The organism is Variovorax sp. GW821-FHT09D04, from assembly GCF_059416405.1.
Window position 1 is genome coordinate 93,635 of sequence record NZ_JBWKPA010000013.1, and the last position, 19,799, is coordinate 113,433.

At 54.0% G+C, this 19,799-nt stretch carries 20 protein-coding genes; 19 read left to right on the forward strand and 1 reads right to left on the reverse strand.

The genetic code is table 11. From position 1 onward, the window contains the following. The first annotated feature begins 245 nt into the window (after positions 1-245). The 18 genes from AC07O4_RS28525 (at position 246) to AC07O4_RS28610 (ending at position 16,942) form a co-directional block, all read left to right on the forward strand. Positions 246-1,319, forward strand: a complete 1,074-nt coding sequence (locus AC07O4_RS28525) for a polysaccharide biosynthesis/export family protein (RefSeq protein WP_492743344.1) — start codon at positions 246-248, stop codon at positions 1,317-1,319. Between the two features lie 86 nt (positions 1,320-1,405). Beyond that, positions 1,406-2,662 carry a lipopolysaccharide biosynthesis protein gene (locus tag AC07O4_RS28530; protein ID WP_495306275.1) on the forward strand — a complete coding sequence of 419 codons (1,257 nt, stop codon included), beginning with the start codon at positions 1,406-1,408 and terminating at the stop codon, positions 2,660-2,662. Positions 2,663-2,723: 61 nt separating this feature from the next. Then, positions 2,724-3,884: a UDP-4-amino-4,6-dideoxy-N-acetyl-beta-L-altrosamine transaminase gene (gene pseC / locus AC07O4_RS28535; protein WP_492743323.1), complete on the forward strand. Its 1,161-nt coding sequence runs from the start codon at positions 2,724-2,726 to the stop codon at positions 3,882-3,884. Beyond that, positions 3,881-4,582, forward strand: coding sequence for a pseudaminic acid cytidylyltransferase (gene pseF / locus AC07O4_RS28540; protein WP_492743324.1), 702 nt, complete (start codon positions 3,881-3,883; stop codon positions 4,580-4,582). Before pseC ends, pseF begins: the two co-directional genes overlap by 4 nt. Before the next feature lie 5 nt (positions 4,583-4,587). Continuing rightward, positions 4,588-5,718, forward strand: coding sequence for a UDP-2,4-diacetamido-2,4,6-trideoxy-beta-L-altropyranose hydrolase (gene pseG, locus AC07O4_RS28545; RefSeq protein WP_495306277.1), 1,131 nt, complete (start codon positions 4,588-4,590; stop codon positions 5,716-5,718). Then, positions 5,711-6,232 (forward strand): UDP-4-amino-4,6-dideoxy-N-acetyl-beta-L-altrosamine N-acetyltransferase, encoded by a 522-nt coding sequence (gene pseH / locus AC07O4_RS28550; RefSeq protein WP_492743326.1) that lies wholly within the window; start codon positions 5,711-5,713, stop codon positions 6,230-6,232. Before pseG ends, pseH begins: the two co-directional genes overlap by 8 nt. A gap of 16 nt (positions 6,233-6,248) precedes the next feature. After that, a complete protein-coding gene (gene pseI, locus AC07O4_RS28555; RefSeq protein WP_492743327.1) occupies positions 6,249-7,343 on the forward strand; it encodes a pseudaminic acid synthase in 1,095 nt (364 codons plus the stop codon). Beyond that, positions 7,324-8,433, forward strand: coding sequence for a hypothetical protein (locus AC07O4_RS28560; RefSeq protein ID WP_492743328.1), 1,110 nt, complete (start codon positions 7,324-7,326; stop codon positions 8,431-8,433). The genes pseI and AC07O4_RS28560 overlap by 20 nt, the downstream gene beginning before the upstream one ends. A gap of 2 nt (positions 8,434-8,435) precedes the next feature. After that, a complete protein-coding gene (locus tag AC07O4_RS28565; RefSeq protein ID WP_495306278.1) occupies positions 8,436-9,281 on the forward strand; it encodes a motility associated factor glycosyltransferase family protein in 846 nt (281 codons plus the stop codon). Next, positions 9,278-9,871 carry an LbetaH domain-containing protein gene (locus AC07O4_RS28570; RefSeq protein WP_492743330.1) on the forward strand — a complete coding sequence of 198 codons (594 nt, stop codon included), beginning with the start codon at positions 9,278-9,280 and terminating at the stop codon, positions 9,869-9,871. Before AC07O4_RS28565 ends, AC07O4_RS28570 begins: the two co-directional genes overlap by 4 nt. Continuing rightward, entirely contained in the window at positions 9,861-10,907 is a 1,047-nt protein-coding gene (locus tag AC07O4_RS28575; protein ID WP_492743331.1) for a polysaccharide biosynthesis protein, read from the forward strand. The genes AC07O4_RS28570 and AC07O4_RS28575 overlap by 11 nt, the downstream gene beginning before the upstream one ends. 4 nt (positions 10,908-10,911) lie before the next feature. Beyond that, a complete protein-coding gene (wbjC, locus tag AC07O4_RS28580) occupies positions 10,912-12,039 on the forward strand; it encodes a UDP-2-acetamido-2,6-beta-L-arabino-hexul-4-ose reductase (RefSeq protein ID WP_492743332.1) in 1,128 nt (375 codons plus the stop codon). A 22-nt stretch (positions 12,040-12,061) separates the two neighbouring features. Further along, positions 12,062-13,198 (forward strand): non-hydrolyzing UDP-N-acetylglucosamine 2-epimerase, encoded by a 1,137-nt coding sequence (gene wecB / locus AC07O4_RS28585; protein ID WP_492743346.1) that lies wholly within the window; start codon positions 12,062-12,064, stop codon positions 13,196-13,198. A 7-nt stretch (positions 13,199-13,205) separates the two neighbouring features. Then, positions 13,206-14,459, forward strand: coding sequence for a glycosyltransferase family 4 protein (locus AC07O4_RS28590; RefSeq protein WP_495306279.1), 1,254 nt, complete (start codon positions 13,206-13,208; stop codon positions 14,457-14,459). Beyond that, positions 14,456-15,415, forward strand: a complete 960-nt coding sequence (locus AC07O4_RS28595) for a UDP-glucose 4-epimerase family protein (RefSeq protein ID WP_495306280.1) — start codon at positions 14,456-14,458, stop codon at positions 15,413-15,415. The genes AC07O4_RS28590 and AC07O4_RS28595 overlap by 4 nt, the downstream gene beginning before the upstream one ends. Beyond that, positions 15,399-15,959 carry a sugar transferase gene (locus AC07O4_RS28600; RefSeq protein WP_492743335.1) on the forward strand — a complete coding sequence of 187 codons (561 nt, stop codon included), beginning with the start codon at positions 15,399-15,401 and terminating at the stop codon, positions 15,957-15,959. The genes AC07O4_RS28595 and AC07O4_RS28600 overlap by 17 nt, the downstream gene beginning before the upstream one ends. Positions 15,960-15,973: 14 nt before the next feature. After that, on the forward strand, positions 15,974-16,552 hold the full coding sequence (locus AC07O4_RS28605; protein WP_492743336.1) for a NeuD/PglB/VioB family sugar acetyltransferase: 579 nt from the start codon (positions 15,974-15,976) through the stop codon (positions 16,550-16,552). Positions 16,553-16,687: 135 nt separating this feature from the next. Continuing rightward, a complete protein-coding gene (locus AC07O4_RS28610; RefSeq protein WP_492743337.1) occupies positions 16,688-16,942 on the forward strand; it encodes a VanZ family protein in 255 nt (84 codons plus the stop codon). Between the two features lie 527 nt (positions 16,943-17,469). On the opposite strand, the gene AC07O4_RS28615 is transcribed toward AC07O4_RS28610, so the two are convergent. Next, positions 17,470-18,195: a hypothetical protein gene (locus AC07O4_RS28615; RefSeq protein WP_492743338.1), complete on the reverse strand. Its 726-nt coding sequence runs from the start codon at positions 18,193-18,195 to the stop codon at positions 17,470-17,472. Positions 18,196-19,152: 957 nt separating this feature from the next. Between AC07O4_RS28615 and AC07O4_RS28620 the strand changes: the two genes are divergently transcribed. Next, entirely contained in the window at positions 19,153-19,629 is a 477-nt protein-coding gene (locus AC07O4_RS28620; protein ID WP_492743339.1) for a hypothetical protein, read from the forward strand. The last annotated feature ends 170 nt before the right edge of the window (positions 19,630-19,799 follow it).

Below are 19,799 nucleotides of genomic sequence, written 5' to 3' on the forward strand. Positions count from 1 at the left end.
AAATTTTTACATAAATGGTGCCGCGTAGTGGCGGCGATCACAAGTGTTTGAAAAAGAAGCGCGATACAAGAGAGCGGATGTGCGAGCCTCGCATGCCTCCGGGAATTGCTGTTCTTTCGCCGCTTCGTTGTTGATACGACTGACTGACTTTCAAGGGACCTGAATTGAGAAGAGATGCGAAAGCCCTCGCGTGGGTAGCGCTTGCCGGCGCGGTATTGCTCCAAGGCTGTGCCGTGGTGCCCGGCATGGGTTCGGTGGAGCCTTACGAAGCGGGTGGCGAGCTGCCGTCACAGTTCCGCTACCTTCCCGATGAAGCGCCTGAAGGCGAAATCACTCCGATCTCGCTGGCGCTGGTGCGTACGCTAGCGGAGGTGTCGCCCAAGGGGGTACCGCCTGAGGTGCAGGCGCTATTCGGTAAAGGGGCTCGCTACACCATCGGGTCGGGTGATGTCGTGGGCGTCATCGTGTACGACCACCCTGAGTTGCTGCCCAATGCGGGTGCTGTGATTTCGCAGTCGGCCGACCCAACTGGTGTGCAGGTGGCGCCAGGTTTCATCGTCGATGCGGATGGTGAGATTGCCTTTCCCTACATCGGTCGCGTGCGCGTGGCAGGTCTGAGCGAAGGCGACGCTTCTGACCTGATCGGAAAGCTGCTGCGGCCGCATGTTCGCGATCCGCAAGTGACGGTGCGCATCCAGTCCTTCAGAAGCCGGCGCGCTTATGTGGAAGGCGAAGTGCGCGTTCCGGGGTCTCAGATCTTCACTGATGTGCCCATGACGCTGAACGAGGCAATCAACCGCGCCGGTGGCATGACGGCCAATGCCAATCGCGCGGCCGTTACGCTCATTCGCGATGGCCGCTCAGTCCCGATCGACATGACCCGGCTGCGTGAGGCTGGCTATGACGGGAACAACATTCCCCTCAAGAACGGCGACACCGTCCGCGTGGCACACCGCGAAGACTCCAAGGTATTCGTCATGGGCGAAATCATGGCGCCTGTTGCCTTGTCCATGCGCAGCAATGGCCGCTTGAGCCTGAGCGAGGCCTTGGGTGAGGCGGGAGGTCCGATGACGACCACTTCCAATGCCGGCCAGATCTACGTTGTTCGCCAAGGCGCGACCGGCGCGCCAGCCATATTCCATCTGAACGCCAAAAACCCGGCGACGATGGCTCTAGCCAGCCAGTTTCGGTTGCAGTCGCAGGACGTCGTGTATGTCGACCCGGTGCCGCTGGTCAAGTGGAACCGCGTAGTCAGTCTTATTTTGCCTTCGGCATCGGTAGTTAACAACGCCAGCGAGGTGTACGTCAGGCATCGCTAACCAATGGATCTGCTGCGCTTCTTGGTGGAGAGTAATTTGCGTTAAAGAGAAAAAATGACGAGTGCAACTGCGCGAAATTAAAAAAGATGGGAATTTTTAACCTGAATCGAGCGTTGAATATTGCCTTGCGTGCTGCAACCCTAGCTAGTCGTTTTTTTCTAATTTTTTTTCTGGCTCGATTTCTTGAGCCGGTTCAATTTGGTTTGTACGGCCTGCTTGCTGCCACCATTGGCTATTCTTTGTATTTACTGGGCTTCGATTTTTATACGTTTACAACTCGCGAATTACTCAAGCGAGAGCGTAGAGAATGGGGTGGTCTGCTGAAGGATCAAGGCGCGCTGTCGTTGGTGCTATATGCTGTCTTCATACCTCTGCTAAGCCTTGTATTTATTACGGGTATGCTACCTCGAAATCTATTGGGGTGGTTCCTTGTGTTGCTGATTCTTGAGCACGTGAATCAAGAATTAAGTCGTCTGCTAGTCGCTATTTCTGAACAACTCTTGGCCAGCGTAATACTCTTTCTTAGGCAAGGAACGTGGGCTATTGCGATTGCCGTGCTCATGACTATAGAGCCCGCAACAAGGTCATTAAGTTACGTGCTTGGTGCGTGGACGGTGGCAGGGGTGATTGCCGTTTTGGCTGGGTCTTATCGGCTTGCGCAACTTGGTATTGGCGGATGGCATAAAGAAATAGATTGGAAATGGATCGCCGTCGGCCTTAAAGTTTCTATCCCATTGTTGGCCGCCACGCTCGCGATTCGAGGGGTTTTTACTTTGGATCGTTACTGGCTTCAATCTCTGGGTGGCCTGGAAATTGTGGGGGCCTATGTTCTTTTTATGGGGGTTGGCGGAGCATTAATGACATTTCTTGATGCGGGCGTTTTTGCTTTTAGCTATCCCGGGCTAATTAGCGCTCATCAAAAACAGCAGCCCGAGGTATTTCGTGAAAATTTTCGCATGTTGCTGATACAAACGAGCGTGCTCTCTGCAGCTTTTTCTGTGGTGAGCTTGTTTTTGCTTCCGCTTTTGCTGGCTTGGCTCGCGAATCCACTCTATGCCGCACAACAGTATCTTTATCCATGGGTTCTGATCAGTATGGTTCTTTATGCCTTGGGCATGGTCCCGCATTACGCGCTTTACGCTCAAGGGATTGACCGCCCCATCATCCACAGCCACATCGCCAGTCTTGTCGTGTTTATTGTGGCTGCCTGGGCGTTTTCCCTGCGCTGGCCACTGCTGGCCGTCCCACTTGGTTTGTGCGTAGCTTTCGCGCTTGTTCTTGTCTGGAAGGCGTGGGCTTTTTTTAAATTGACACCGTTGCATTACCGTTTCGCACAAGCGTGACTGACTGAATTGAAAGTCGCGCTTATATGAAATTAAAGAAGATATAGAAAGCTGCCAGTTCATGATTCCTTACGGTCGCCAAGACATTCATCAAGCAGACATCGACGCAGTGGTGAAAGTCCTGCACTCAACCAACCTCACGCAAGGGCCTGCAGTGCCGCGTTTTGAGCAAGCCGTGCTCAAGCATTGCAAGGCTAAACACGCTTTGGCCGTTAACAGCGCGACGTCCGCATTACATATCGCCTGCCTAGCGCTTGACCTTGGTCCCGGTGACTGGCTATGGACTACCCCTAACACCTTTGTCGCTTCCGCCAATTGCGCTTTGTATTGTGGTGCCCAAGTCGATTTCGTCGACATTGACCCGCGCACCTATAATTTGTGTCCAAAGGCGTTGGAGCGAAAACTGATTGCTGCGAAAAAAATAGGTCGCTTGCCAAAAATTGTGGTGCCGGTTCATTTGTGCGGGCAGCCTTGCGAAATGCAGGCGATTTATGCACTCGGGCAGAAATTTGGGTTCAAGATAATTGAAGACGCTTCGCATGCGATTGGCGGAAAATATAAGGATGAACCGATCGGAAATTGCCGCTTTAGCGACATTACCGTTTTCAGCTTTCACCCGGTCAAAATCATAACCACCGCCGAAGGCGGGATGGCTTTGACAAACGACGACAAATTAGCTGAGCGTCTTGGCCTGCTGCGCAGCCACGGCATTACTCGCGACCCGGTGCTAATGACTAAAGGTATGGATGGTCCTTGGTACTATCAACAGGTCGCACTGGGCTATAACTACCGCATGACGGACCTCCAAGGCGCGCTGGGCGCTAGCCAGATGGATCGTCTGGAGCAATATGTTGCTCGCCGTCATGAATTGGCCAAGCGTTACGACGAGCAACTAAAAGATCTGCCAGTGACTATCCCATGGCAGCATCCGGATGGTTACTCGGGTCTGCACTTGTACGTTATTCGCTTGCAATTGGACAAGATCAGGAAAACGCATCTGCAGGTGTTTGAGGCCCTACGGGCACAAGACATCATTGTTAATCTGCATTACATCCCGATTCACACCCAACCCTATTATCAGAAGATGGGTTTCGCGGTCGGCGAATTTCCGGAGGCCGAACGCTACTACGCTGAAGCCATAAGCATTCCCATGTACCCTGCCATGACTGAAGTGCAGCAGGACGAAGTCGTCTGTTGTTTGCGAGAAGCGCTTGGAGCATGAGGCTTGCCATCATTCCTGCGCGCGGTGGCAGCAAGCGCATTCCGCGGAAAAATATCAAGCCATTTTGCGGTAAGCCCATGATCGCTTGGCCGATTGAGGTGGCGCTACAAAGCGGCTGTTTCGATCAGATCGTGGTGTCCACAGACGACGCCGAGATCGCCGAAGTCGCTCGCCAGTATGGCGCGCAAGTGCCGTTTATGCGACCGGCAGAACTCTCTGATGATCACACCGGCACCACCGCAGTCATCGCACATGGCATCGACTGGTTCGCCGCGAGGGAGCAGGCGCCCGTGCAGGTTTGCTGCGTGTACGCAACTGCCCCGTTCATCAGTGCTGACGACCTTCGCCGAGGCCTTACCGTGCTGGCTGAAACAGGCAGCGATTACAGTTTTTCGGTCACCAATTACGCCTTCCCCATCCAGCGTGCCGTCCGCATTAATGCCACTGGCCGGATCGAGATGTTCGATCCCGCGAACTTCGGTGTGCGATCACAGGATCTCGAAGAGGCGTATCACGACGCAGGCCAGTTCTACTGGGGTCGCGCGGACGCTTGGAGACAGGGGAAGCTGATATTCGGTCCCGGGGCCGTACCGGTCATGTTGCCCCGGCATAAGGTGCAAGACATCGACACTCCCGAAGACTGGACCCGGGCTGAATGGATGTTCAAGGCCCTGCAAGCGGAAGCCAACGGCGCATAGCAAGCATGAAGATCGCTTTTCGCACCGACGCCTCCCTACAGATCGGCAGTGGTCACGTTATGCGCTGCCTGACGTTGGCTGATGCGCTCAAAGCTCAAGGCGCGGATTGCCACTTCATTAGCCGCGAGCACCCCGGTCATTTGCTGGAAGTCATTCGCCAGCGCGGTCACGAGATAAGTTGCCTAGAAATGTATGGGCAGAATTCGCAAGGCATTCCAATAAGCCAAACGAAAAAAATCGGGGACCCGCAGCGGGGACCCGCGCACGCCGCTTGGCTGGGCAGCACTTGGCAGAATGATGCGCGAGACACGGCCTCCATCCTCGCGAGTCTGAAACCCGAGTGGCTGGTCGTGGACCATTACGCCCTTGACCACCATTGGGAAGAGGTGATCGCGCCGCACCATCGCCAGTTGTTGGTCATCGATGATCTTGCAGATCGGGTCCATCACTGCGATCTGCTGCTCGATCAGAACCTGGGCAGGCGGCCGCAAGACTATACCGCTTTGGTGCCACCGCTTTGCGAGCTTCTAATCGGTCCGCACTTTGCACTTTTGCGCCCGGAGTTTGCCGCCTTGCGGTCCTACAGCTTGCAACGCCGTCGGGCGCAGCCCGCCTTGCGACATCTGCTCATTTCGCTGGGAGGGGTCGATCAACCCAACGCTACCGGACTGGTGCTCCAAGCGCTTCGCACCTGCGCCCTGCCCCCGGAGTGTCATATCACTGTGGTAATGGGTTTGACGGCGCCTTGGTTGCAAAACGTTCGAGAACTAGCGATGCAAATGCCATGGCCGACCGCAGTGGTGGTCAATGTCGACGACATGGCCCAGCGCATGGCCGACAGTGATCTGGCAATTGGCGCCGCCGGCAGCACGTCGTGGGAGCGGTGCTGCCTTGGTCTGCCGACATTGATCGTGGTGTTGGCCGAAAACCAGCGAGCTGGGGCCCAAGCCTTGGCAGCGGCACACGCGGCCCGTCTGATGGGAGCTGCAGGTGATATCGCTGCACAACTCCCCGAAGCTATACAGGAATTGATCGATCCAAGGCGCGCGGCAAATCTAAGCCTCGCCGCAAGTGCAGTCACTGATGGGCGAGGCATTGAAAAAATAATGAAGGCAATGGGAGTAGTCGATGCCTGAGTCGATTCCGGTTTCTTCTCGTATTCGGGCCATGATCCATGCCGATCTGGCGCTTGTGCTGGATTGGCGCAATCATCCGAAAATTCGACGGTATATGTACACTCAGCACGAAATTACGCTAGCTGAACATCAAGGCTGGTTCGAACGCTGCTTGCCGGATCCAAGAAAGCATTTGTTGATTTTTGAAATCAACCAACAGCCTCTGGGGTTCGTGAGTTTTGGTGAGACGGGAATCGGTGGTATCGCCAATTGGGGATTTTACGTTGCGCCAGATGCACCTAAAGGAAGCGGGCAGCAGCTTGGTCACGCAGCACTCAGCCATGCGTTTACTGAACTGAAACTGCAAAAAATAAGTGGCGAGGCATTGGCGTATAACCAGCGCTCTATTCGGTTTCACCAAAAACTCGGTTTCCAAGAGGAAGGAATTCTGCGTGACCAGCACTTCGACGGCTATCAATATAGCCACGTCATCTGTTTTGGGTTGCTACGCAGTGAATGGCAATCAAGAATCTGACACAAGAGAGAATACCATGTCGAATTTCCCTAGTATCACCATTGCAGGTCGGCGAATTGCTACTGATGAGGTGCCCTACGTGATTGCCGAAATGTCCGCCAATCACAATGGCAATATTGAGACCGCATTCAAACTCATTGAGGCCGCTAAACAGGCTGGCGCTGATGCCGTCAAATTGCAAACATACCGCCCCGACACTATAACGCTTGACTGCGACACGGAAGATTTTTGCATTCGCGGCGGACTATGGGATGGTAGGACGCTGTATGAACTCTACGAGGAGGCCCACATGCCATGGGATTGGCACGCTCCGTTATTTGCGCACGCTCGTAAACACGGAATTACCATCTTCAGTTCGCCTTTTGACAATACCGCCGTTGATCTGTTGGAAGATCTGAATGCTCCAGCTTACAAAATTGCATCTTTTGAAGCCGTTGATATTCCGCTCATTAAATACGTCGCCAGTACGGGCAAACCCATGATTATTTCTACCGGCATGGCGGACGCGGAAGAGATTAAGGAAGCCATCGACGCTGCGCACGAAGGCGGTTGCAAAGAATTGGCCATCTTGCATTGCGTCAGTGGGTACCCCGCGCCTTCGAATGATTACAACCTGCACACCATCACCGACATGATCCAGCGCTTCGGCCTGACTGTCGGTCTTTCTGACCATACGTTAGACAACACAACCGCTATTGCTAGTGTGGCTACCGGTGCGTGCATCATTGAAAAGCATTTCACTTTGGACCGCAATGGCGGCGGGCCGGACGACAGCTTTTCTCTTGAGCCCGTCGAACTGGCTGCTTTGTGCAATGACAGCAGGACGGCTTGGACTGCACTCGGACGGGTGGACTATGGTCGAAAATCCAGTGAGCAGGGTAATGTGAAATTTCGACGCTCATTGTATTTCGTGCGGGATTTGAAAGCCGGTGAAATAATTTCTGCAGATTGCATGCGTAGCGTAAGGCCAGGTTTTGGGGTCTCGCCTCGCATGTATGAAAAAATTATTGGGCTTAAATTGAACTGCGATGTGCAAAAAAATACCCCAGTAAAAATTAATTACTTTGATCTGCCGGTAGCGTCTGATTTTTATGAAAATAAAATATCATAACGTTGCTCAAATAATTCCGGCTGCATATGTGCTGCTATATTTTCTTAGATTTTTGTTTGACGAATCTGTTGCATCGTCAATTGCAGCAGTTCTTGGTGTCTTAGGTGTCTTGTCGGCCTTTGTATTTTTTCGAACTCAAAATAAGAAAAGATCAGAAACTGCGCTCGGTTTTTTGATTTTGATGCTGGCGATTGGGATTTTCAATGCAGGGCTGAGCAAAAATGACGTTGCAATTTCTTTGCTTCAATCGCTCACGTACTCCTGTGCTGCACTGTCTTTTTTTTGTGTTAAATTGAATTTAAGGCTATATAAATCGATGCTATTGATTTTGGCTGGGTATTTTCTATTCCAGATGATAATTGGGACAAATCCAAATGAAATGTTTCTGATTAGCCAAAATTATGTTTCGATAATTTTCATCTTGTCTTTGTGCGTGTACTATGTGGCTTGTGATCAAAATGGAAAAAGGCCCGAAATCTATCCGGCCTTGATTGGAATTGCAATATGCATCTGGGCGGGCGGACGAAGCGGAATTTTATCCGTGGCAATGCTGGCTTTGGCAACAATGTTTTTTTTAAGGAGAATGAATCGTACCTGGTTGATTGTTGCCTTGTTGTTTTGTGTGTCCGTTTACGTGGCGATATTGAATGTTGAAATTCTGGGGGATTTCTATGGTCTTGAGCGGCTTGCACGCCTCGGCCTTGTGGATGTGCGAGATGAAATAAATGCAGCGTATGTTCAAAGAATTTCTACGTCTTTTTACGAGCTATTTTTCGGTGCGCCGCTAAACGAGATTTCAGAAATAAGTGTGCTGGGCGGGAATCCCCATAATTCATATATCCGCCTTCATACGCAATACGGTGCAATTGGATTTGTGTTGTTGCTTGGGATGCTCGGGTGGGGGTTATTTCGCGCCATGATTGGCGGCGCATATATTTTTGTGGCGATTGTATTTGTATCCATGTTGAGAATCTCTTCGGATATCGCGGCGTTCCATGGGCCGTTGGATCTTATTTTGTACTACGGAATTTTTGCAACCCTATTTGGTCTAGGTCTGGGCGAGCGAAAATATAAACTCTTTAATGAGTGAGGATGAGTTTCGTTGTCGCGAAAATGGCTATGAGTAATTTCCTGATTAAAGAAAAAGTCGATAATTGCATCTACTCTGCATACAATTTAATTTCTGATCTGAATTTTAATTTCAATTTGAAGTTGAAGAATAGGTTGAGGCGCAACTCTGATTTTGAAAATATTCATCACGGTCGCAGATGCTTCATCTTGGCGACGGGCCCCTCAATTAACGAGCTTACTGCGGAGGATGTTGAGGGGGTGGGCCGTGAGATCACCATCGGCGTCAATTCCATGTATAAGTCAAAAAAATTAGATCGACTTATTCCGAATTACTACGCGCTGCTCGACAACCATTATTGGGGGCTGAGTTCCGGTGAGTTCGCTGAAGTGGCAAGAAAATATGCTGCAAATCCACCAACTTTTATTACCGATATTAGAGCGGCGGAAATTGCGTCGGCCGCGATACCCGACGTTCAGCATATTTGCTTGCGTGCGAAAAATTACCCAATTAATAACATGAGATACGATCCGACAGGAAATATGTCGATTGCAATGAATGTTGTGGGGTCGTCGATATTGTTGGCGATTTATATGGGGTTTAAAGAGATTTATTTGCTCGGCTGCGACTTTAATTCTTTTTGCATGCAAAAAATGGCACACTGCTATGACGATACGGAAGAGTTAAATGGATTGCCCACATTCAATCTGTCATTTTATTTGAAATACTATCACATAACGGCTGAATTTCATTATCTGATTGCGCGCTTGGCCAAGGAGCAATCAATCCGCATAGTGAATTTGTCTGAAAAAAGCCTATTGGATGCTTATCCTCGAGGGGACCTGAGAAAGGCACTGAGGTTGCAATGAGAAGTCTTTCTAAAATTCGAGTATTTATAAGAAAGCACATTCCTTATGAAATATACAGAAATGTGATGTGCCGCATAAAAATATGGCGATATGGCCTCGAAAAAGTTCACAAAACATTTCTCGTGACCGGATCATCGGTAATTTCAAGGGATTTTGTTGCTGGCTCAAATGGGTTTATGGCTTCAGGTTGTCGAATTTGTCCCGGAGTGCGTGTTGGCCGTTTTGTAATGTTCGGCCCGGATGTGGCAATATGTGGCGGGGATCATATATACGATAAGCCGGGTGTTCCAATGATTTATGCGGGAAGGCCTGAGCCAAGATTGACAAATATCGGCTCCGATGTGTGGATAGGGCAGGGAGCATTGATTATGGCTGGTCTGACAATTGGAGATGGCGCAATTATTGCGGCCGGATCGGTGGTGACCCGAGATGTTCCCGCGTATGAAGTTTTTGGGGGAGTGCCCGCAAAAAAAATCAAGAGCAGATTTAGAAATTTAGATGAAGTTGAAATTCATAAATCTATGCTCAAAAAATCGAACTTTGATGGCGTCTATTGCGAACCTATAGAACTGAATAGTCATGAAATTTAGCGATAAAGCACTACTTTTGACCGGCGGTACCGGCTCCTTCGGGAATGCTGTCCTCCAGCGTTTTCTCTCTACGGATATTGCTGAAATTCGCATCTTCAGCCGTGATGAAAAAAAGCAAGATGACATGCGCAAGCGCTACCACCATCCTCGGCTTAAGTTCTACGTAGGGGACGTACGCGATGCGCGTAGCGTGGCATCCGCAATGCGGGGCGTGGACTACGTTTTTCATGCCGCAGCGCTCAAGCAGGTTCCGTCCTGTGAGTTTCATCCCATGCAGGCTGTGCGCACTAATGTATTGGGTACAGAGAACGTGCTTGAGGCCGCCATTGCAGCAGGCGTGAAGCGGGTGGTATGCCTGAGCACCGACAAAGCGGTGTACCCCATCAACGCTATGGGCATATCCAAGGCCATGATGGAAAAGGTAATGGTCGCTGCCAGCCGCAATTTGGAGGGCACGGGAACCGTAATTTGCGGTACTCGCTATGGCAACGTTATGGCCTCGCGAGGCTCAGTGATTCCGCTGTTTGTCGATCAAGTTTTTGCTGGGAAGCCCATTACTGTGACGGACCCTGCAATGACACGTTTCATGATGACTTTGGCCGATGCGGTGGATTTGGTGCTATATGCGTTTGATCACGGGAATAATGGTGACATATTTGTGCAGAAGGCCCCAGCAGCTACGGTGGAGGTGTTAACTCGGAGTATTTTGGAATTGATGGGAAAACCCGATCATCCGGTGCATGTGATGGGGACACGGCACGGGGAAAAACTCTATGAAGCGCTGCTGAGCCGTGAAGAAATGGCTTGTGCCGAAGATATGGGGGACTATTTTCGGGTGCCGCCTGATGGGCGTGATTTGAATTACGCTAAATTCGTCGATCAAGGCGACACTCGCTTGACGCAAAGTGCGCATGGCGACGAGTACAACTCGCATAACACCGATCGGCTCGACATGGGGGGCATGAAGAAGTTACTGCTCAAGCTAGATTTCATGCAACGAATCGCGCGTGGTGAGCGGGTTTTGGCGGAAGACTGAACGTATGAAGGTTTTGATCACTGGGGCCGACGGCTTCATCGGGAAGAATCTGCAACTGCACCTAGCTGAGCGCAAGGATGTGGAGATGGTTTGTTATACCCGGGGCAATAAGGCCGCTGATCTTCCCGCTCTGTTGCAAGGGGTGGGCTTCGTTTTCCATTTGGCGGGGGTTAATCGGCCACAGGATCCGCAAGATTTTTATAAAGGCAATGTGGACTTAACGCAAGCACTGTGCGACGCCATCGTCGCTACAACTAATGCTACCGGTGTGGCAGTGCCTGTAATTTTCACGTCGTCAACACAGGCTGCATCCAATAACCTATATGGCCATAGCAAGCGTGGCGCGGAAGATGCGTTAGTTAATTTGGCCCGCATTCACCAAGTGCCGGTACATATATTCCGGTTGCCAAACGTATTTGGCAAATGGTGTAAGCCGAACTACAACTCTGTGGTAGCCACGTTTTGCCATAACATCGCGCGCGGCTTGCCAATTCAGATAAACGATCCGGCTGCGGCGGTCACATTGGTATATATCGACAATGTGATTGAGCGCTTTGTACAATTGATGGATGGTGCCAACCCGGCTGTGGACACAGACGGTTTTTCTATCGTAGCGCCGGAATACACCACTACTGTGGGCGAGTTGGCGCATCAGATTCAGGCGTTTAAAGAGAGTCGCGCCACTCTTATTACAGAGCGCGTAGGTACTGGCTTGATGCGGGCGCTTTATGCAACCTACGTTAGCTATCTTCCGGTCGAGCAGTTTGCTTATCTGGTGCAGCAGCATAGCGACGCTCGCGGCGTCTTTGTCGAGATGTTAAAGACTCAGGACAGCGGTCAGTTTTCGTTCTTCACGGCTCATCCCGGTATCACACGGGGCGGGCATTACCACCACACGAAGACCGAAAAATTCTTGGTAATCAAAGGAGATGCTCTCTTCAAGTTTCGACACACGCAAACGGGGGAAAGGCACGAACTGATCACCAGTGGAGAGCGGTCCCAGATTGTTGAAACTATTCCCGGCTGGACGCACGACATTACCAACATCGGTTCTGACGAGATGGTTGTGATGTTGTGGGCAAATGAGGTTTTTGATCGCGCTCGTCCCGACACATTTGCGTGCACCGTTTAGGGAAGCAGTAGCCATTTCTACGATGAAAAAACTCAAAGTCATGACCGTGGTCGGTACCAGGCCCGAGATCATTCGCCTGTCGCGCGTACTGGCCAGACTGGACGAGCATTGCGACCACGTGCTGGTGCATACTGGCCAAAACTACGACTACGAACTCAACCAGGTCTTTTTCGACGATCTGGGCGTGCGTAAGCCCGACCACTTTTTGAACAGCGCGGCCAACGCCACCAGCGCGGCGCACACCATCGGCAATCTCATCATCGTGGTCGACCAAGTGCTGGGCGAGGTGCAGCCCGAGGCGATGCTTGTCCTGGGTGACACCAACAGCTGCCTCTCGGTGATTCCGGCCAAGCGCCGCAAGATTCCGATTTTTCACATGGAAGCGGGCAACCGTTGCTTCGACCAGCGCGTGCCCGAGGAGACCAACCGCCGCATCGTGGACCACACTGCGGACGTCAACCTCACTTACAGCACGATCGCGCGCGACTACCTGTTGCGCGAAGGGCTGCCGCCAGATCTGGTCATCAAGACCGGCAGCCCGATGTTCGAGGTGCTGACGCATTACCGCCCGCGCATCGAGGCGTCCGATGTGCTGGACCGGCTTGGCCTGCAGGCTGAGCAGTACTTCGTGGTCAGTGCCCATCGCGAAGAGAACATCGAATCGCCGCAGTCCTTTGCCAAGCTGGTGGCGGTGCTCAATGCCGTCGCCGAAGACCACGACCTGCCGGTCATCGTCTCGACGCACCCGCGCACGCAAAAGCGCATCGATGCTACGGGCGCTCGCTTTCATCCGCAGGTGCGGCTGTTGAAGCCGCTGGGCTTTCACGACTACGTGAAGCTGCAGCTCTCGGCGCGCACCACGTTGTCCGACAGCGGCACGATCAACGAGGAGTCGTCGATCCTGAATTTTCCGGCGCTCAATCTGCGCGAGGCGCATGAACGGCCCGAAGGGATGGAAGAGGCCGCCGTGATGATGGTGGGCCTCGAGGTGGAGCGTGTGCGCCAGGGGCTGGCGATTCTGGAGAGCCAGCCGCGAGGCGATGCGCGCGGCTTGCGTCAGGTGGCCGACTACAGCATGCCCAATGTGTCGGACAAGGTGCTGCGGATCGTTCACAGCTACACCGACTACGTGAACCGCGTGGTCTGGAAGAAGTACTGACGTCACTATGCGATTGCTCGTCGTCTCTCAGTACTTTTGGCCGGAAAACTTCAGGATCAATGATCTTGTCGCCGAATTCGTGCGGCGTGGTCACCAAGTCACGGTGCTGACCGGCGTGCCCAACTACCCCGACGGCAAAGTCTTCCCCGCGTACCGCGATGACCCCGAGAAGTTTGCGCGCTATGAAGGCGCGGAGGTCGTCCGGGTGCCCATGTCTGTACGTGGAAAGGGAGGCATCCGGTTAATGCTGAACTTTGCAACCTTCGCGATCAGTGCCTCCGTGCTTGGGATGTGGAAGCTGCGAGGGCGCGACTTTGACGCGGTTCTCGCCTATGAGCCATCGCCCATCACGGTCGGCGTGCCCGCAGTTGCATTGCGAGCGGTAAAACGGGCACCGCTGGCTTTCTGGGTTCTTGACCTCTGGCCCGAGACGCTGGAAGCCATTGGCGTGGTTCGTTCGCCTTTCATCCTGCGTTCAGTGGGACGGCTTGTGTCGTTCATCTACAAGCGCTGCGACCTGATCCTGGCGCAGTCGAAAAGCTTTGTGCCTCAAATCAAGAAGTACGCGGGCAACAGCGGCCGAATCGAGTACTTCCCCAGTTGGGCCGAGACGCTGTTCGATGTAGAACAAGCGGTTGCTGCGCCTGAGGTACAGGTCCAACCGGAAAGCTTCAATGTGATGTTCGCTGGAAACATCGGCGATGCTCAAGATTTTCCGGCGATCCTTGCGGCGGCAGAGATGCTCAAGGAACACAGAAACATCCGTTGGTTGATCGTTGGTGATGGCCGAATGGCGCAGTGGGTGGCCGATGAAATCCAGCGGCGCGGATTGCAGGAGTGCGTCCACATGCTGGGACGGCACCCAGTGGAGCGAATGTCCTCTTTCTTCAAGCATGCCGACGCATTGCTGGTCAGCTTGAAGAACGAGCCGATCTTCTCCATGACCATTCCTGGCAAGCTCCAGTCGTATCTGGCAGCAGGCGTTCCCGTATTGGCCATGCTGAACGGCGAAGGTGCTGACGTGGTGAAAAATGCCGCGGCTGGTTTGACTTGCAACGCAGGGGATCGCAAGGAGCTTGCCAAGGCAGTTCTGGATCTCTCGAAAAAATCGGCTGAAGAACGCGAGGCAATGGGCGCGAATGGCCTTGCGTTGAGTGCCAGCGAATTCGAGCGAGGCTCGCTGATCAATCGATTGGAAGGATGGCTTCAGTCGCTGTCCTTTCCCGCCTCGGCCACAAAAAAACAAAGCGAGGCAAGATGATCTTGGTAACGGGAGCGAGGGGCTTTGTAGGTACTGCGCTGATTGCGCGGCTGCTCGCTGATGGCCTGCCTGTACGCGCGGCGATTCGTCGTGAATCCGCGCTCGAGAAGTTCAAGGTCGAAACCGCGATGGTCGGCGACCTCAGCGCGGAAACTGACTGGCAAGAAGCTGTCGCAAATGTTGACGCTGTGATCCACACCGCCGCCCGCGTCCACGTGATGTCGGACGGTGCGAGCGATCCATTGATGGAATATCGGCGCACGAATCTTCATGGAACGTTGCGACTGGCGCGGCAAGCCGCAGAGGCGGGGGTGCGACGCTTTGTCTTCGTGAGCTCCATCAAAGCCAACGGAGAAGCAACGTCGATCGGCAGTGCTTTTTCAGCGGATGGGCCGACAGCGCCGGTGGATCCATACGGCGTTTCCAAACTGGAGGCGGAGCAGGCCTTGCGAGAACTGGCAACGCAAACCGGAATGGAAGTGGTGATCGTTCGTCCGCCTCTCGTGTACGGCCCGGGCGTCAAGGCGAACTTCCGCACGATGATGAGCATCGTCGCGCACCGAACTCCGTTGCCGCTCGGGGGCATCACCGGCAATCGCAGAAGCATGGTGTCGCTCGACAACTTGGTGGATCTGTTGACCTCTTGCGTGCACCACCCCGCAGCGGGCAATCAGACTTTTCTGGTTTCGGACGGTGAAGATCTTTCCACCGCACAACTGCTGAAACGCCTGGGGCAGGCCATGGGGAAGCCTGCGCGGCTGCTTCCTGTTCCGGCGAGTTGGTTGGAGCGAGGCGCTTCGATGCTGGGTCAAGCCCATGTCGCGCAACGACTCTGTGGCTCTTTGCAAGTCGACATTTCAAAGACGAGGGACTTGCTGGGGTGGACGCCCCCCATTTCGGTTGACGAGGGCTTGAAAAGGACTGCAGAAGGATATTGGCGTGAAGCGTCTGTTTGATTTGTTTTTGGCATTGTGCGCGGGGGGCGTGTTGCTGTTGCCCATCATGATCGTGGCGATAGCAGTACGCCTTACCTCTCGCGGGCCTGCTCTCTACTGGTCTGATCGGATCGGCCGCGATAACCGCATTTTCAAGATGCCCAAGTTCCGTAGCATGCGTGTCGGTACGCCGGCAGTAGCTACGCATTTGTTGTCCGACCCCAGGGTGTATCTGACGCCTATCGGCTCTTTTCTGCGCAAAAGCAGTCTCGACGAACTGCCGCAACTCTGGAGCATCTTGGTCGGGGACATGAGTTTTGTGGGGCCCCGACCAGCGCTCTTCAATCAGCAGGATCTGATCGATCTGCGGACGCAGCATGGTGTGGATGTATTGGCGCCGGGCCTGACGGGCTGGGCGCAGGTGAATGGACGCGATGAATTACCTATCCCTGCCAAGGTCCAGCTCGATATCGAATACCTTCAGCGTCGCTCGTTCTGGTTTGATATCCGCATCCTATGGCTTACCTTCGTCAAGGTGCTGAGGCGCGAAGGTGTGACGCACTGAATATGAGGCAGCAGATGAAAAAGCGCTTGCTGATCATTGGCGCGGGTGGTCACGGACGTTCCGTTGCTGAGGCCGCATTGCTCGGGCAGGACTATGCATTGACGGCGTTCCTGGACGACGCGGCCAAGTCACAGCAGCATCATTTGTGGGGCTGCCCGGTCTGGGGCACAACCGCAATGCTGGCCGACTGCCGTGGCCGAATCGATACGGTGATCGTGGCGATCGGCAATAACGCGTTGCGCGAGGCTCTGCATCAGCAAGTAAAGGCGCAGGGATTGACGCTGGCGATGGTGGTTCATCCGGCAGCCATCGTGTCGCCCACAGCCACCATCGGGGAGGGCAGTGCCATCATGGCCGGCGCTATCGTCGGAACCGGGGCTCAGCTGGGCGAGGGCGTTATCGTCAACTGCGGCGCTGTTGTCGATCATGACTGTGTGGTGGAGTCATTTGGTCATCTCGGTGTCAATACGAGCATGGCTGGAGGCAGTGTGCTTGGGCGTTCGGCGTGGATGCGTGTGGGCTCAGCGCTCGCTTATGGAGTCAAGATTCCCGCTGAATGTGTGCTGCGTGCGGGCGAAGTGGTTGAGGCCTGAACTGATGCCTCATGCTGCTCGTGCCCAAAAGAGAGTAACCAGGTGAGATTGAATATTGGTCTGCTATCGGCTTGGGCTTTCTGGGCTTGTGTTTGTGCAATTCTTGCGTTGTCGCTCGCACCTCCCTCGACGTTCATGCCCACCACCGGCTGGGACAAGAGCAATCATGTACTGGCCTTTGCAACATTGGCCTTCCTGGCGCACAAGGCATGGCCGAGGCGATTGAGCTTGGTGCTGTCGAGCCTGTTGGCCTATGGTGCGCTCATCGAGTTGCTGCAGTCTTTCACGCCTGATCGGTACGCTGAGTGGAGCGACCTCTGGGCGGATGGCCTCGGCCTCCTTGTCGGGCAGGTGTTCGCGCGACTGATGAGCTGGGTGGCCCAGCGATAATCAGGTTCCTGATTTCCCCCCTACGTTGTCGGCCCTGCAAATCCCTGGTAACACACACGAATACTGAGTTTCGTTGGTTCGTATAGGTTGCCGATCCGCGAGGATCGTTGGATCCGACGCTGATTCCCGGAAGTGTTGTCAGCGCCCCAGTCAGCCGACATCGCGGATTTTTCCCGCCCGCGCCTGGCCTAGATGATCGATCTGCGCCACCCCTTGGTGATGCTGGCCAGCCGACTCCCTGGGCGCAAATCGAGGCGGCACCAGCATCGCATTTCGCCCGCCTGATGCGTGAGGTTGTGGGGCGTGGTGCAGCCCAATCCGGGCATCCAGATCACCCATCGGGGCAGGGTCAAGGCCTTGGGCGATTGGCAGTGCGCCGTGGGCTTCACCATCCGGTGGCTGCTGCGCGCCGCATCTGCGCATGCGGGCCTCCAGGGCGACCAGCTCGGTCGGGTGAGTTTTACAGGGTCGACTACTTCGGTGCCTGCCTACCCCGTTCTCAACCTCACCGGCTCCGAAGGACCAATTTATTTCGAAAGCGAATGGACCCTCATGAACTTCAAGGTTTGTTGCCACCATTCAGCATTCGGGTCCCATTCTTTATGCGGCTCATGATTCCAGATGACAATGCCGTCGGCATATTTATAGCAAGTCTCTAACTCTAAATTCCAATATTCTGCAGACAAATATTTCCCGGTGAGTTCTCGATCTCCGCCGTGATACTTTGGCCATAAAAAGCAGTAGACAGGCTTGCCAAAAGACTTGCTGATTCGCAAAGCTTCTTCTGCGTAAGTCTTCCATCCTTGCTGATCGCCATAGAGCGTATAGAGCGACGGAAATATGGCATCCACGTGTGGTGCAAAATCCTCAGAGGCTCTCTTGTTTAAATTTTCCCAACTTCTCTTTTCCAATTTTCTCGCCACATCAACCACTGACCAATATCTCATGGTCGGAACGACGTCATAGTACCCAACTTTGATCCCAGGACGCGCGACTCTGATTTTTTCCAAGACATTTAAAAATTTTTCTCTATTTTTCTCTCGGACATTCTCGTTATCCGAATAAATGCTCCAACGCTCAATATCAAGTATCAATGGCAATGGTCCGAGCTTTATTCCATTTATCACTCTCTTCAACTCTTCGCCTTCAAGGATTTGGTCTGATTTCCTAGAAGGAAAGAGCAAGGCCTCGTAGATCATGGGGCTCTTCGGAACTCCGTAAAAAGAAAGATCCACTGCATTCTTGTAGTTCATGGAATGCGTTACGATAAAAGTTTTGCTTGCCGGCTGTGCATGCGATCCACTACTCGCACCAAGAAGTGCCAAGATAAAAACTGCGAGATAAAATCTCATTAGCGCAATTCCCTTCATATTTTAGTTGGGCGGTGAAGCTGGCTGGCCTAAAGCGGATTTAGTGATCAGCCTACAGGAATTCTCTGATTGTGTCCCCTTGTGTTGCAGGCGGAAATGCATCCTTACAGTCGCCTGAATGGCGAGACCGATGAGCACTGGATAAGGCGCTGAAGACCGCGAAGTGGTCTATAGCGGTCAGGAGTCCGCTGAGAGCCTGCACGCGCATATGCCCGCTGAGACAAAAAACTTCGGAGCTGGCCGGCCACGCTGCGAACATGTGGGCTGTCAAGGAAATGGGTGCTGAGCGTCTGGCGATACCATCTTGCGCCCGCCGTGCCGCCCTTCGGGGATGAGCGCCCACCTATTTTTGGCGGACAGCCATGTATCCCAATAGCTCCAATCGCCGAGTCCACAGTGCCGAGTTCAAGGCACGCATTCTGGCCGACTGCCGGCGTGCCCGGCGCGTCGGTCTCGGCCGTGGCCATTGCGCGCGGCCTGAACACCAACGTCGTGCGCAAGTAGTTCGCGGGTCGCGGCCTCAGCGCATGGGCGATGCGGTCCTCTTGACCCTGTCGAGTTGCCGCGGCCTGAGCCTGTGGCCGCTGCCCCAGCACCCCAGCTCGACATCCGCATCGAACTCCAGCGCGGTGGCCTGCACGTGAAGCTCCCGTGTGCTGCGCGCTGTCCGCCGCCCAGTTGCGCGCTCTGGCTGACGCGCTGTGCGCAAGTTCAACGGCCTGGATCCGTGGGCGTACCTGCGCGATTTGCTGGCGCGCATCGCAGCTATCGGCTGGATGAACTGCTGCCACATCGCTGGTGGCCGAGCTGAGGAAGATGAGCGTGATCACGTAAGCCGTAGTGGTCCAGGCGGCCATCGACGTCAACGGCATGGGGCAGGATCAGAAGGCGCGCCCAGCCGACGAGATCTTCGCTCAGCAGCCCAACATACTCGCCTCGATCCTTGTGTTGCCTTGCATGAGCGTCGGCATGGTGGAGCCGGAGGTGCCGCTGCACATCCTGTTCGTGACGTTCCAGGCGATGACGCGCAGCGGCCATGCGTGGCCAGTCGTCTCGGAAGAGGTGCAGGACAAGTGCATGCAGCGCTTGACGGTGCGTGCCCGCTTCAACGAGAAATTGCTGGGCGAGTTGGCGGGCCAACTGGTCCAGCAGTTCTGCGACGAGCACCCCGAGCGCTACCTGCTCGCTTTCGTCTACGGGTGCCTCGGCGACCAAGACTTGCTGCGTGTGCGCAGCGAGGTCGCGAAATACCTGCTGCTGGCCGCCCTCAACCCCGTGGAGTGCGTCGCCTTCGTCGGATCCGTGACCGCCTCCTGAGGATCTCGGACTCGGGTCAAGATGGAACGACCGGATGCTCATGTTGGGTGAGGAAGCTCGCGCGGTCTATCGCACATTCTGGCTAGGCTTCGACCGGATGTTCGAGCGCGAGGTGTTCCACGTCATGCCGATGCTCGGCAAGGGGGCGCCAGTGGTGCTCCATCGTGATG